We start from the raw sequence: 14,757 nt of genomic DNA, 5'->3' as shown, positions 1-14,757 counted from the left end.
AGGCTCTTTCCCGTTTCTCATTGTCACCATCAATTGCCGGAACAGTACGTTCTGTTCTGGCGCTGCTGCTCTTTTCACCTGCTTTACAAGCGCAAAAGGCCAGCATTACGGAAAAAGTACAGGTCATGAAAACCTATCCCTTTTCGGACCCGAATCCGGTGCCGGTGATGGGTGTCGGCAAAAAAGTCTCGCCTTTTTACCCTTACTACGTTTTTGATGGCTACACGGACAAGGGCACGTCTAGGAACTGGAAAGTAGTGGAGCTGGAAAATCCCTATATCAAAGTTCAGGTACTGCCGGAAGTCGGCGGCAAAGTCATGGGTGCAACGGAGAAATCGACCGGCGAAGAATTTGTTTACACCAATCACGTCATGAAATTCCGCTCCATCGGCATCCGCGGTCCCTGGACGAGCGGCGGCATCGAGCACAACTTCGGACTGGACCTCGGCCATGCGCCGTGGGCAGCCGCGCCGGTCGACTATGTCATGCAGAACAATCCCGACGGAAGTGTAACCTGCGTGGTGGGCGGCCTGGACCTGGCATCGCGTACGCAGTGGCGGGTTAAAATTGTACTGCCAAAAGACAAAGCTTATTTTGAAACGCAAAGTCTGTGGTATAACCCCTCGCCGCTTCATGACGCATACCTTTCGTGGGAAAATGCGGCGTTCCGGGCTTCGGACGATATGCAGTTTTTTTTCCCGGGTACGCACCATGTAGGTCATGACGGAAATGCCGGCACCTGGCCGATTGATGAAAAGGGCGTGGATTTGTCGTATTACAAAAATGTCAATTCCGGCGGTGACAAGTCGTATCACGTCATGGGCACGCATACGAACTGGTTTGGCGGATACTGGCACGATCGTAAATTTGGTTTCGGTCACTGGGCTCCTTATTCCGATGCGCCGGGCAAAAAGTTATGGATCTGGTCGCGGGCCCGGGAAGGCGCCATCTGGGAAGATCTGCTTACGGACAAAGACGGGCAATACATTGAGGCTCAATCGGGCGTAACATTCAATCAGGCCGCAGAAAGAAGCGGGTTCCACAGTCCGTTCAACCAGAAATCACTCGGGCCTTTTTATTCTGAAACAAAAACCGAATACTGGTTTCCGGTAAAAGCCACAGGCGGAATGGCCGATGCTTCGCCTTACGGTACGCTCCATGTCGAAACACGCGGTGACAGTATGAAAATAATCATTAATCCAATCTCCGCTATTCAGGACACCCTGAAAGTGACTGTGTCCGGACGAAGCATTCATCAGTCTCCGCTTCAACTGAAACCCATGGAAGTGTATGTTAAAACAATTGCTTTAACGGGAAATGACCAGAAAAATACAAGAGTGGCTGTCGGTAAAGACAGGCTGGTTTATTCCTCTCAGCCGGAAAACGTAATCGACCGCCCGCTGCTGTCAGCTGACAAGCAGGAATTTCGCTCAGCGGAACGCCTTTTTGAACTCGGCGAAGATGCGCGGTCCATGCGCGATTACGTGCTGGCGCGTCAATATTATCTGGATTGCCTTGAAAAAGAAGCCACGCACAGCGGTGCACTGATCCGGCTGGCCGAATTTCATTACAGAAAAGGAGATTATGCGAAAGGGCTGGAATTTGCCCGGCAGGTACTGGCCGAAAACACCTATCACGGCGGCGCCAATTACCTTTACGGAGCACTTTACCGCAAGCTGGGTGATCTGACAAAAGCCGAAGAAGCCATGGCGGTTGCCTCGTGGACCATGGAATACCGCTCGGGCGCCTATGCACAGCTGGCAGGTATCGCATTGCAGAATCAGGATGTTGAAAAAGCCGAAGTTGATGCCCGGAAAGCACTGGATTACAACCGCAATAATCTTGTTGCATACCAATTGCTGGGTACCGCGCTTCGAAAACTGAATAAAACGGATCAGGCGGCGCAGGTCTGGACGGATCTGCTGCAGGTGGACCCGCTGAATCATTATGCCCATTTCGAACAGTATTTACTTCAACCGGCCAAAGAAAGCCAGACTGCTTTTCAGGCTGCCATCCGCAACGAGCTGCCGCATGAAACGTATCTGGAACTGGCCATGGATTACATCAATCAGGGACAAAATCAGGAAGCGATGAAGGTGCTGGAACTGGCTCCCGCCTACCCTACGGTTTCCTACTGGCTGGCGTACCTCAACCGGGATTCGGCACCGGCGGAAAGCAGAAGATTCCTGAAACAGGCAATTGATATGTCGCCCGAACTGGTTTTTCCTTTTCGCCTGGAAACCATTCCTGTCCTTCAGTGGGCGGAAAAGCAACTTCCTTCCTGGAAAAACCGCTATTATCTGGGACTGATTTACTGGCACATCGGCGATCAGGAAAATGCAGAAACGCAGTTCACGGCTTGCAAAGACGAGCCGGATTATGCGCCTTTCTACATGGCCAGAGGAATTTTATTCCAGAACGATGCAACTGCCAAGGCACAGGCGCAGCTTGATTTTGTAAAAGCCAATCAGCTTGATCCGGAAGAATGGCGCAGCTGGCATTATCTTACGGGTTTTTTCAATACTCAAAAAATGCAGGACAAAGGACTGGAAAACGCCAGAACAGCATACGAAAGATTTACTGAAAATCCGGTCATCGGGATCGATTATGCCAGGTCACTGCTGAATGCGGGCAATTTCAAAACCTGTCTGCAGGTACTGGACAAAATCCGGGTGCTGCCGCAGGAAGGTGCGCGGGAAGGACATAATCTGTACGTCGTGGCCAACCTCGCCAATGCGCTTGCAATGGCAGAAAACAAAAAATACACCGATGCACTGAAGTCGCTGGAAAAGGCACGGCTATGGCCTGAAAACCTCGGCTCCGGCAAACCGCACGCACCGGACAACCGGCTTATCGACTATCTGGCCGCTTACTGCGAAACCCGGCTCGGCCATCCGCAAAAGGCCGGCCGGTATGCACAGGAAATCATGGCTTACACGCTGAATCCGGACAAGGAAAGCAACCGAAACGCGCTGAACAATTACCTGGGCATACACTTGCTTCAAAATTCAGGCAAAAAAGCACCGGCTGCTGAATTTCTGAACACCTGGAAAACGGAACAGGATTCGCTGCGAAACTGGGAAATAACACCGGGAACGAATGCGCCGGAAGTCAAGTGGCTTATAGCCAGGGCACAAGACGACAACGCACTTTCAGACAAGCTTAAACAGGAGTTGACAGAAAACAAGAAACACACCCTGACCACGCTCTTTTTCAGCATACTGGATTTGTCGGGTACCGGCAAAAGGAAGGATTAAAACGTGCATCATGAATTTGACAAACAGCTTTACTAATCTGATAAAAAAGCGTAAATACCACCTGAACCGGAGCTGGTTACTTACGGGTTTGATGTTTGCTTCAGTGCTCGTACATGCGCATGCCCAGCAGCTTCGGCACAAAGGCATCATCGAAGACGGAATGCATTACAGCAAAATATTTCAGGAAAACCGCCATTTCCGCCTGATCCTGCCGGCTGACTACCACCAGCATCCCGAGCGGCGCTATCCAGTGATTTATTATTTTCATGGCAATGCAGGTCGGTACAATGGCCCTGAAGAAGGCGAAGTTTCCCGTTCCGGTGAAGCACGTTATTATGATGATTTTAACGGAAACTATGAACGCTGCGGGCCTGATTCGCTGGATAATTTTGCAAGTTATGTAGCCGACAATGACGTGATTATTGCCAAATGGGACGGGTTTGTGCCCGCGCAGTATCCGCGCCCGTACGACATTGCGCCGGTAAAGGAAGACAGGCAGTTTGCAGATTACTTCCCTGAATTCGTGCAGTATGTGGATTCACATTATCGTACAAAAGCTTACCGGGAAGCCCGTGCCGTTTCCGGGCTGAGCATGGGCGGTTTTATGTCCATGCTGATTGCTTCCAAATACCCGCACCTGCTGTCAAGCGCTTCGTTTTTCTGTCCTTCCGCTTCGTTTACCGTCGGGCCGAAAGCTTTGCAGATTTACACGCCTTTCAAAGAAATGGGTCGCAATTTTGTGGGCTTGCCGATACGCATGCATCTGGGAAGCAAAGATTTTCTGCGGCAGCACGATCAGGAGATTGATCAGGCTTACAAAACCCTTGAACTGAACTACGAAAGCTGGCATTACGGAATAGGTTATTTCAGAGGTTTTCACAATGCGGTCAATATCAAGGGACAATTTGATTTTCACATGAAGTATTTCCGGATGCCGCTCGCAAGGCCGGAGAAATGGCATCATATTGATCTGTACCCGAGTTTCTCTGTCTGGAATTATAATGTAAGTACGAACCGGAACATACCCGGCTTTACAGTGCTAGACGATGTGCGAAAGGAAGGGTTCAGCTTGCAGACCAGAAAGTGGCTGCCCGACGGCCCCGCGGTTCCAAACTTGTCCGTACAAATCACTACCGACAGCATTTATCCGGCCAATACCCTTTTTGAATTGATCCAACTGGATGTACCCGCACGAAAAACCTTCCGTAAAAGTGTGCGCAGCGACAACAAAGGTCGCGTTCAGTGGCAGGGAACCGGTCAGCACAGCAACATCGGTTTGTACCGTGCCGGCGATCCGGGCCACATTACGATGGCTGCCTATACGCTCGACCGGAAGATGCCGGGCATCGGCGATATTGTTTCGCTCAGCCCGTTGCTGTTTAACAAAGGCGGCGCTGCTGTGGATTCCGTCCACATGGAACTGATCGCGCAGGATGAAGACGTGGAAGTGATGGACCCGGCCATCACAATCGGAAAACTGGCTCAGGGCGCCTTGCATGAAAAAACCGCTTTCCGCATTCGCTCCCGGCATGCCGGTCTGGATCGGGCCAAGCTCAAATTGCTGGTGAGTTATAACGGCAGGAAAGATCTGTTTCTGCTGGAAGTACCTTTTTATTCGCCGGAAACAACGTTGGCCCGTTTTAAAATTGCCGATGGCCGTCCTGTCAATCTGGAAGTGGAAGGGAAAACGCAAGCAGGAGAAGGCAATGGAAACGGGATCGCCAATCCCGGCGAATGGATCAGTATTTTCACCAGATCCGAACTGGACTCGCTGCATGATTTCGGACTTCAGCTCCATACGAAAGATCCTTATGTAGCCATGGAAGACCGGCAGATGCGCTACTTCGCCCGGAATGACTGGTCGGGCGCGCAGCGTCTGACTTCACAGGTCAGGATCAGACCGGATTGTCCGGACGGGCATGAAATTGCCTTTTACGGCACGTATGAATACCCAAAAAACGGCAACACGCGGCGCGACAGTCATGGGGCACATTCATTTATCCGCGAGACAAAAAGGGTTTCGTTCATCGTAAAAGTTAAAAAGTAAATCAGCCGGTCACAAATGCCGGTTTCATGCCGGATCTAAATTATTGATTATGAAAAACCAGTTTCCAGATACATGCCGGATATCGGTTTATGCTTACGATGAGAACCTTGTGCTGGCCAGGATCTTGCAGCTGTTCAGTAAAAGCCGGTTTGCAGTCAACTACATTCAGATATTTGATATACAGGACGAGAAGCTGAAACTGATTATAATAGACGCGGCTTTTCCGAAAGAAATGGTGCCGCTGATGCTGGAACGGATCGGGAAAATCATTGAAGTTCAGAAAGTAGTACCGCATTATTTTGAACAGAAAAAACGGTTTCTGGGACTTTACACGGTTCCCGCAGACTTCCGGGAAACAGCTCTTTTTCTTACTTTGAAAAACAGAGGCGTACAAATAAGCACTGCGGCGGAGCATGTACTAGTTTTGCAACGGATTGGCGACGAAAAGGAAATATCGGAAATACATCAGCTGCTGTCTGCTGCCTGCGCCACTGTTTTTCACAAAAGCATGTGGCCGGATGTCACCGGACTTCCGGTCATTTCCGCCGGATTGTACGACGGCACCGGAAGCTAGGTGCACAAACTGCCGGAAGGCAAAATAGTAATATTATTGAATGTTGCTACCTTTACAACCTAGTCCGGGCAGCCGGAAGTTTCAGGCTCAAAAGATCAGTGAATTAATAAAAAGTAACCGAATAAACGGGTTGGTACCATGAAAAAGACTGCGCAACGTCGTTCGCTTATACTGCAGAAACTCGATGAGCTGGGCGAAGTGAATGTGAATGATTTGAGTGAGTTGCTGGAAGTAAGTGAAGTGACTATCCGCAATGATCTGGACAAGCTGGAAAACAGCAATTTACTGGTGAGGGCACATGGCGGCGCCTTTAAAACCAACAACATTGCCCTGACGGTTACTGAAAAAAGGAAGATCAATCATGACATCAAGCGGCTCATCGGCAGAAAGGCCGTGTCGCTGATCAATGAAGATGACAGCATCATACTGGACTCCGGCACCACTACTTTTGAAATATCGAACAATCTTGAAAAATTCAAGAACCTGACGGTAATCAGCAATGCGCTGGACATTGTCAATAATCTGGCTCAATACGAAAACCTGCAGGTGCATATGCCGGGTGGATACCTGAAAGAATTTTCCATGTCGCTTGTCGGGCCGATGGCCGAAAGGAACTTCAAACAGCTGTACTGCAACAAACTGTTTCTGGGGATCGACGGCATGAAGGCGAACACCGGTTTTTTCACCCATTACATGGAGGAAGCTCATTTGAACCAGATCATGATCGACATTGCCGAAGAGGTCATTATCGTCACCGACTCTTCCAAGTTCAAGAAATCCGGTCTGGCATTCATTTGCGGTTTTGATAAAATCAACAAAGTCGTTACCGATGACAAGATTGAAGATGCAGACGTAAAAATGCTCAGGCAGCACAATGTGGAAGTAATCATTGCGCATAGCTGATCTGGAATGCAATTCAAAGTTCGCAGTGCACTGCGGCATAAATGACTTTCCCGTTCATCAGCTGACGTTCATAGCTGAGCGTTTGAACAAAAGGTTTTTTACACTTATCATAAAATTCAGGCATCATGCCGCTGATGTTCATATACTCATAACATTGGGTGCATGATACCTTAATATTGGGGATCTAGCTTTGCATTTTTATTCCATGTAAAATCAGACCCTATGATTAAGTATTCTACCATGTTGAAGGCGGGAATTCTTCAGATGCTGCTGCTCGGTACCATTCAGGCAATGGGACAAATCGGCATAAGCGGAAAAGTCACCGACCAGCAAACCGGCGAAGCCATTCCCGGCGCAAGTATCATTGTAAAAGGAACCAGTTCAGGAACCGGGACCAATGCAGAAGGAACCTATGAATTGTCGGTTCCTGATTCCAGATCTGTGCTTATTTTTTCTTTCGTTGGGTTTTCCACGCAGGAAATTGCGGTGAACGGCCAGTCAAAGATTGATGTCGCACTGCGTACCGATCTGAAACAGCTGAATGAAGTGGTGGTAACGGCGCTAGGAATTAAAAAAGATGTACGCAGAATAGGCGTTGCCATTCAGACGGTAGACGGAACGTCAACGGTCAAGGCCAGGGAACCAAATGCGATCAATGCGCTGGCGGGTAAAGTGGCTGGGCTTACAATCGGAGCGCAGCCGGAACTGCTGAGAAGGCCCAATATTATGCTGCGCGGAAACACGGATGTACTGTTCGTCGTCGATGGCGTTCCTGTAAACTCGGATACGTGGAACGTGAGCCCGGATGATATCGATACCTATTCGGTTCTGAAAGGAGCGAGTGCCTCCGCATTGTATGGCTTCCGTGGAAAAAACGGCGCGATCCTGATTACGACCAAAAGAGGTACAAAAGACAAACGCGGGTTTTCCGTGGACGTCAATTCATCAACCATGATGGACAAGGGATTTTATTCCATTCCCAAAGTTCAGGATGAATACGGGCCGGGCGATCACGGCCGTTATGCCTTCGTTAACGGAGCGGGCGGCGGGCTGAATGACGGTGATTATGACGGCGGATGGGGCCCCCGGTTTGAAGGACAGCCCATTACGCAGTACGACAGCCCTGTGGACCCGATTACCGGAGTAAGATCGCCAACGCCCTGGATCAACCGCGGAAAAGATAATTTGAGACGCTTCTTAAGACCCGGTATCCTTTCAACCAATAACGTATCCGTTTCATCGACAGGCGACAAGTACAACCTTCGTTTTTCTGCATCGAATACTTTCCAGAAAGGGATTGTACCCAACACCAAGCTGAATATTACGAACTTTAACGTTACCGGTGATTTCAGGTTTTCCGACAAACTGAGTTTTACTTCCAATCTCCAGTACAACCGTCAGTATTCCCCCAATATCCCGGACGTGAATTATGGGCCCAATTCCATCATTTACAACATGGTATTCTGGGCTGGCGCCGACTGGAACGTGGACGATATGCGCAACTACTGGCAGCCCGGCAAAGAAGGCGTACAGCAGATTTACGCAGAATACCAGCGTTACAACAACCCGTATTTCATGAGTTACGAATGGCTTCGCGGCCATCAAAAATCCGACATCATCGGGCAGGCCGCCATGACTTACAAGATCAATAGTTTCCTGGAAGCGACTTTGCGGACACAGATAACCACCTGGAATTTGTTCAGAAATGAAAAAATGCCTTATTCTGCCGGGTCTTACGGACGTGAGGAACGCAGGGGCGATTACCGGGAAGACCGCCGGAACCTGTTTGAGAACAATACAGACATTCTTGTAAAATTCGACAAAGACCTTTTTGAAGGTTTCAATACCAAAATCTGGGCCGGCGGGAACATCCGCAGTTTTGAGTACAGCTCGCAGTACGGCTCCACGGATTACCTGAACGTGCCCGGCCTTTACAATTTCAACAACTCGTACCGGCCGGTTAAAACATCCAATTTCAATTCCGCCATGCGCGTGAATTCTGCGTATTATTCAGCCGATTTTACCTTCAGGGATTACTTTACCCTGTCCACAACCGGACGGGTTGACAAGCTTTCTACCCTGCCGGCAGGAAACAACACCTTCTTTTATCCGTCCGTGGCCGGTTCTACCGTACTTTCGGATTACCTTCCTGTTCCGGAAGTTATTTCATTCCTTAAATTACGTGCATCTTATGCCAACGTAAAAGATGGTCTGACCCGATCAACGATCGGTACCACGCCTGCTTTGGGCGACGTCAATCCGCTCGGGTACGGAGATCAGTACTATTCGCCTTACGACGGTCCTACTTACCAGAATGCCGCTGTCTATTCCACCCCGTTTGCTTACAACAACGCCCCGGCGGCCTATTTTACCAATACGCTTAACAATCCGGGCCTGAAACCAAGCACAACATCCCAAACAGAAATCGGGCTGGATGTGCGTGTGCTGAGAAACAGGCTCGGACTGGACATGACTTATTTTGTATCGCACGAAGGCCCGAGAATATTTGCCTTGCCGATCTCTTCCACAACCGGCTACGAATCGTATCTGGTGAACGGGATCCAAACCAAAAAGACCGGCTTTGAACTGGCATTGACCGGCTCCGTGCTGGCAATCCCCAACGGCCTGAACTGGGATGTGGTGGCCAATTATTCCACCTTCAAGGAAGTACTGACGGACATTTACCCGGGCGTCAACGCATTGAATACGTTCTTCAAGGCAGGCGACCGGCTGGATAAATTCTACGGCAGGGCATTTGCCAGAACGCAGGACGGACAAATCATCAATGATGAATCGGGAAGACCTGTTTATCTGCCTGTCAACCAGTATCTGGGAAATATCAATCCGAAATTTGTTTTCGGTATCAATAACAAATTTGCATACAAAAACGTAAATGTGAGCTTTCAGGTTGACGGCCGTATCGGCGGCGTCATTTCCAATTATGTCCAGAAACAGACTTTCCGCGGCGGCAGAAACGCCAAACTGGCTGAGGGCGTGCTGGGCGATGCAAGGTATCAGGACTGGCTCGGGTTCAAAAACGGTGAGACGGACAATAAAAATTACCTGGGAGAAGGCGTTCAGATCAGCAATGGCAAGGCGCTCAATTACGATGTGGACGGCAAAATCACCAACCTTGCCGAACTGCAGTTCGCTCCCAACACAACCAAACAGTACGTTCAGGACTGGGTAAGCCGGTATTACAACTCTGATGAAGGAAACCTGATGAGCCGTTCGTTTGCCATGTTGCGGGAAGTCGTTATCGGATACACCATTCCTTCCAAATGGCTTGTCAAAAGCAAGTTCATCCGAAATGCTTCCGTTTCGCTCGTCGGAAGAAACCTGCTGTACTTTGCCGAAAGCAAGGACATTGACCTGAATCAGTATACATCCGGCGGAGAGTCCAGCCCGCAAACGCCCTCCATGCGCCGTTACGGTGTCAATGTTAATTTATCATTCTAATCAGGAATCAAAGAAAACTGAAATACTATGCTGACCATACGTGGAAATAAAATAAAATACATCCTTTTAACGCTGGCTGCCCTGATAGCAACCAGTTGCGACAGGAGTTTTGAAGATCTCGAAAAAGATCCAAACCGCGCCATTTCGGCACCTGCGTCTCTGATCCTGCAGGGAATTGAATGGGACATGTACAACAATACCGGAAAACCGTTCTCCGCTGAAATGCGCTGGAACCAGTTTTATGCCATCAATTACAACTACTACGGCAATAATGAGTACCAGTGGTCCTCGTTTACAAACCATTATTCCACGCTGAAAAACGTGGTGCAGATGGAGCTGGAACATAAGAAAACCGGCGCAGCAGACGTCAACGGGTATGCTGCACTGGGCAAATTCTTCCGGGCATTTTTTATGGATCAGATGTCGGCTAGAGCGGGCGATCTTCCCATGACCGAGGCACTGACCGGCAGGACGAACCTGAATCCGAAATACGATTCCCAGAAGCAGATCTATACGCAGATCCTGTCCTTGCTGAACGAAGCCAACAGCGACATTACCGCATTGATTGCCAAAGGAGAAACAACGGTGGAAGGTGATTTTTACTTTGCCGGAAAACTCGCCAACTGGCAGAAAGTGATCAATGCCTTCAGACTGCGGATACTCATTCGCCTGAGCAAAAAACAGGCAGATGCCGACCTGAACGTAAAAGGACAGTTTGCCGAAATCATCAACAATCCGGGCAAATACCCGTTATTGTCCGGCATGAACGATAATCTGCAGTTCGTGTCCAACAATTACAACAAATATCCTTCCAATCCCGACAACTTCGGTTTTGATGCCACCCGCCAGAATATGGCTGCGACTTATGTAGGATTATTGTCTGCCCGCAAAGATCCGCGGGTGATGATCACCACGGAGCCGGCAGGAGCCCAGCTGAAAGCAGGAAAATCCCCGTCGGATTATTCAGCTTACGTCGGTGCGAGTTCCGGTGAAGACCTTTCCGACATGTCTGCGAAGGCGGGGATCAACAATGGCCCCGGGTATGCGCCGGGAGCCTATTCGTTTCAGAGCCGTTCGCGTTACTATTCCACTTACACGGGAGAAAATGTATTCATTGTGGGTTACCCTGAAATGTGTTTCAATATTGCAGAAGGGATCAATCGTGGCTGGGCAACGGGCAATTCCGAACAGTGGTATCAGAACGGGATAAAAGCCTCCATGACTTTTTATGGCATCAAGGATGGCACCAACACCATGCAATATTCGCGTACCGGCGGCAAGGAAGCCGGTGATTTCACAAGCTATACGGTTGATTTTAATTTTGATACCTACTATGCGCAACCTTTGGTGAAATACAGCGGAAACAATGTGGCCGGTCTGGAACAGATCCTAACGCAGAAATACCTTGCATTCTTCATGAATTCAGGACTGGAAGCTTACCTGAACTACCGCCGTACCGGTTTTCCCAAATTCATGACAGGCGTCGGAACCGGAAATTCAAGAAGGATCGCCACACGCTGGCAATACCCGATTTCGGAACGTACGACCAATGCTGCCAATTACAAAGCGGCCATAGACAGCCAGTACGCAGGCAAAGACGACATTAATGATGCGGTATGGCTTGAAAAATAGCCGAGCAAATTAAAATAAAGCTGTCCCGGAAGAAACTTGCAAATGTCCGTCCGGGAACATGCAAAATACAGCAGGCGACGTTCGTTTGCTGTATTTTTTTGTAATTAAGGGTAAAAACTGCCAATCCCGAATCCGGCTCGGTAGCATTAAAAAGCCTTTATATGGAAAAGCCGGTTCAGCTTTTCAAGCTGGAAAGCCCGGGCCGGATCAGTTGTCGTTCAGTGATTCAATTCCCTGCTCTTTAAGTTTTGCCAAAGCGTCTTTCATGGCTTTCACCTGTTCTGCGGGATGGGATTGCCAGACGGCAACTTCACCGACGACTTTAAACGGATGTTGCGAACGATAGGATTTGGTCGGATTTCCGGGAAATTTTCTGTCCGTCAGATCCGGATCGTCTTCGATAGGCCCTGTTGCTTCCACCAGATAAATTCTCTCGCGTCCTTCTCCGGAGGCAAGTTCAGCGCCCCAGATAGCCGCATCCAGCGTTGCTGTCAGAAAAATATACGCGGCATTTTTTCTTTGGCCAAAGTTGGAATTAAAACCGGTTTGAATAAAATCTCCGATTTTCAGGTCCGCTTTTGTTCCGTGAAAGTATGTCTGGACAAAAGGGCTTTGAGCGTTTTTTTCTTCACCGTTATTTTGTTCCATAGTCATTCAGCTATTCCTGTTTATTTTGTAAAACTAAACCATTTCATTTTGTTCCCAACCAGAACTGCGGGCATACAAGCCATTATGATCCCGAAATCCGTTTGTATGTTTCAAGTATAAATTCGGTCACATAAATATCCTATCTTGCACTCAGAATCGGATAGTACCTGTTCAGAACATCAAAAAGCCGCTTCAAAGCAAATCAACAGCAGATTCAGGTCATGCGGCCTGTAACTTTGCGGCCGGCTTACCCTAAAATTACAAACCCATTTCAAATGAAAAAGTACATGTTGATTTTACTGGTCAGTACTTACTGTGCGCCTGGCCAGGCTCAGCTTCTGGACCGTGTCCGCAACCGAATGGAGCAGAAAGTGGTGGATAAAATAGACGAGTCCATAGACAAGGCAACCCAGAAAAAGAAACCAAAAAACGAGACGGCCAAAGAAAAGACAGCCGAAAATGAAAAAGTCGTGACAGAAACGCCGGCAAGCACTTCTCCTGAAAGCACTGCTCCGGCGGGCACACAGGCTGCGCCGGCTACAACGGCTGCGCCGGTACGGGATATCAACTCCTACTCCAGGTTTGATTTCATTGCCGGTGAAAAAGTGATCGTTCACGAAGATTTTTCCCGGGATGCGCTGGGCGACTTTCCCTCAAACTGGAATACGCGTTCCGGTGCCGAGCTGGTAACGATTGTGAACCGGGAAGGCAAGTGGCTGCGAATGGGTCAAAGCGGCATTTTTTATCCGGAATATATTCATGACAATCTGCCGGAGAACTTCACGCTTCAGCTGGAATTGCTGGCCAATCAGCACGTGGCGGGAATCGGGCAGTGGACGGTGAGCCTGCTTCAGACCAAAGACACCGATGAGAAATTCAGATGGGGAGAAGTCGGACAGATCGGCGATGCAGCGAATTTCAAGCTTACGCTTCAGCCCGCATCCAGCAAGGGTTCCATGTACTATTCCACCAACCTGATCGGCAGTCAGTCCAAATCCAATGTGGCCGAATTCAACATGCCGGACAAGCCTTCTGTAAAAATTTCCATATGGCGGCAAAAGCAACGGGTGCGCGTGTATTTTGACAGTACCAAAGTTCTGGATCTTCCCCGGGCACTGGATGCCAATGCGGTGATGAATACACTGGTATTTTCATCAAGCAATCCCGAATACGACCACAAGGAAGGCGCTTTTTTCATGGGCGACATCCGGCTTGCGGTCGGCGCTCCCAACCTCCGCAACAAGCTGCTGACGGAAGGCAAATTCAGCACAAACGGAATCCTTTTTGATGTGAACAGCGACCGGATCAAGCCCGAGTCGTTCGGCAGTTTGCAGGATATTGCCCAACTGTTGAAAGAAAATACTTCCCTTCGAATCCAGATTGTAGGCCATACGGATGCAGACGGAGATGACCATGCGAATCAGGACCTTTCGGTGCGCAGGGCTGCTTCCGTAAAGGAAACCCTCACTACGACATTCGGCATTGACGCTTCCCGGATGCAAAGCAGCGGAAAAGGAAAATCCCAGCCGATCGATACCAATGACACGCCGGCAGGCAAAGCCAACAACCGGCGGGTGGAATTTATCAAGCTGTAGGCATGACCGTTAAGGATCACACCCGTTTCTTTTGTATGAAGATCGTATTCTCGACAGCCATTGTAATGCTCATGCTTGCCTGTAACAAACCTGCAGATAAAGCATCCGCCAGTACGGATACGACCGGTTCCGGTTCCGCTTCCGCTGAATCAGCCGTAAAACCGGATCAGCTGATAACGCCGGGAAAAGGCATCGGGCACCTGACGATCGGTTTGCCTGTTGACAGTGCCATTGTCAGGCTCGGAAGTCCGGATTCATCGGATGCAGCCATGGGCAGTGCGTTGTTGGCGTGGTATAGCAAAGATGCCAGCAAACATCGTACAGCAGTTTTTGCAGGCCGTAATATGGGCAACGATGACGTTAGCCGCATAAAAAAGATCATGGTAAGCTCGCCCTGGTTCAAAACCAGCGAGGGCGTTGCAGCCGGTACATCACGGACGGACATTGAAAGAAATTACACGCTGAAACAAGTAGACGACCTCACTGCCCGGCAGAAAGGCTTGCAGGTTTTTGATGATAACGACAAAGGCATCACCTTCGATATTGACAGTGCCAGCGGGAAATGTACGGCCATCACCGTGCATACAACGCACGAAAGCCCGCAAAGCTACATCAACATGCATTGAAACCAATTGCTGTTTT

Annotated in this window: 9 protein-coding genes; 8 read left to right on the top strand and 1 reads right to left on the bottom strand. The window is 49.3% G+C overall.

Features of this window, described 5'->3' with window-relative positions; all coding sequences use genetic code 11:
• The first annotated feature begins 20 nt into the window (after nt 1-20).
• From FEM55_RS15420 to FEM55_RS15395, 6 genes are all read left to right on the top strand, one after another.
• A complete protein-coding gene (locus FEM55_RS15420; protein ID WP_171036570.1) occupies nt 21-3,257 on the top strand; it encodes a DUF5107 domain-containing protein in 3,237 nt (1,078 codons plus the stop codon).
• A 10-nt stretch (nt 3,258-3,267) separates the two neighbouring features.
• Complete coding sequence (locus FEM55_RS15415; RefSeq protein WP_138282243.1) at nt 3,268-5,304, top strand: alpha/beta hydrolase; 2,037 nt, start codon at nt 3,268-3,270, stop codon at nt 5,302-5,304.
• 49 nt (nt 5,305-5,353) lie between these two features.
• A complete protein-coding gene (locus FEM55_RS15410; RefSeq protein WP_138282242.1) occupies nt 5,354-5,878 on the top strand; it encodes an ACT domain-containing protein in 525 nt (174 codons plus the stop codon).
• Nucleotides 5,879-6,016: 138 nt separating this feature from the next.
• The gene (gene agaR / locus FEM55_RS15405) at nt 6,017-6,781 is read left to right on the top strand and encodes a transcriptional repressor AgaR (protein ID WP_138282241.1); all 765 of its coding nucleotides are present in this window, start codon (nt 6,017-6,019) and stop codon (nt 6,779-6,781) included.
• A gap of 222 nt (nt 6,782-7,003) precedes the next feature.
• Entirely contained in the window at nt 7,004-10,240 is a 3,237-nt protein-coding gene (locus FEM55_RS15400; RefSeq protein WP_138282240.1) for a SusC/RagA family TonB-linked outer membrane protein, read from the top strand.
• Nucleotides 10,241-10,267: 27 nt separating this feature from the next.
• The gene (locus tag FEM55_RS15395; protein WP_138282239.1) at nt 10,268-11,872 is read left to right on the top strand and encodes a SusD/RagB family nutrient-binding outer membrane lipoprotein; all 1,605 of its coding nucleotides are present in this window, start codon (nt 10,268-10,270) and stop codon (nt 11,870-11,872) included.
• A 207-nt stretch (nt 11,873-12,079) separates the two neighbouring features.
• Here FEM55_RS15395 and arr read toward each other — a convergent pair whose 3' ends face one another.
• Nucleotides 12,080-12,520: an NAD(+)--rifampin ADP-ribosyltransferase gene (gene arr / locus FEM55_RS15390; RefSeq protein WP_138282591.1), complete on the bottom strand. Its 441-nt coding sequence runs from the start codon at nt 12,518-12,520 to the stop codon at nt 12,080-12,082.
• 275 nt (nt 12,521-12,795) lie between these two features.
• On the opposite strand from arr, the gene FEM55_RS15385 reads away from it, so the two are divergent.
• Together FEM55_RS15385 and FEM55_RS15380 are read left to right on the top strand one after the other, a co-directional pair.
• Nucleotides 12,796-14,115 (top strand): OmpA family protein, encoded by a 1,320-nt coding sequence (locus tag FEM55_RS15385; protein WP_171036569.1) that lies wholly within the window; start codon nt 12,796-12,798, stop codon nt 14,113-14,115.
• Nucleotides 14,116-14,150: 35 nt separating this feature from the next.
• Entirely contained in the window at nt 14,151-14,741 is a 591-nt protein-coding gene (locus FEM55_RS15380; protein WP_138282237.1) for a hypothetical protein, read from the top strand.
• Nucleotides 14,742-14,757 lie beyond the last annotated feature (16 nt).

The organism is Dyadobacter sediminis (assembly GCF_005860765.1).
GTDB classification, from domain to species: domain Bacteria; phylum Bacteroidota; class Bacteroidia; order Cytophagales; family Spirosomataceae; genus Dyadobacter; species Dyadobacter sediminis.
The sequence above is the reverse complement of the archived record's forward strand: the minus strand, read 5'-3'. Positions and strand labels throughout refer to the sequence as shown.

What these genes read in the sequence shown, in the direction of transcription:
- FEM55_RS15415 (WP_138282243.1), top strand. Translation starts at nt 3,268, where the DNA reads ATGAATTTGACAAACAGCTTTACTAATCTGATAAAAAAGCGTAAATAC.
- FEM55_RS15410 (WP_138282242.1), top strand. Translation starts at nt 5,354, where the DNA reads ATGAAAAACCAGTTTCCAGATACATGCCGGATATCGGTTTATGCTTAC.
- agaR (WP_138282241.1), top strand. Translation starts at nt 6,017, where the DNA reads ATGAAAAAGACTGCGCAACGTCGTTCGCTTATACTGCAGAAACTCGAT.
- FEM55_RS15400 (WP_138282240.1), top strand. Translation starts at nt 7,004, where the DNA reads ATGATTAAGTATTCTACCATGTTGAAGGCGGGAATTCTTCAGATGCTG.
- FEM55_RS15395 (WP_138282239.1), top strand. Translation starts at nt 10,268, where the DNA reads ATGCTGACCATACGTGGAAATAAAATAAAATACATCCTTTTAACGCTG.
- arr (WP_138282591.1), bottom strand. Translation starts at nt 12,520, where the DNA reads ATGGAACAAAATAACGGTGAAGAAAAAAACGCTCAAAGCCCTTTTGTC.
- FEM55_RS15385 (WP_171036569.1), top strand. Translation starts at nt 12,796, where the DNA reads ATGAAAAAGTACATGTTGATTTTACTGGTCAGTACTTACTGTGCGCCT.
- FEM55_RS15380 (WP_138282237.1), top strand. Translation starts at nt 14,151, where the DNA reads ATGAAGATCGTATTCTCGACAGCCATTGTAATGCTCATGCTTGCCTGT.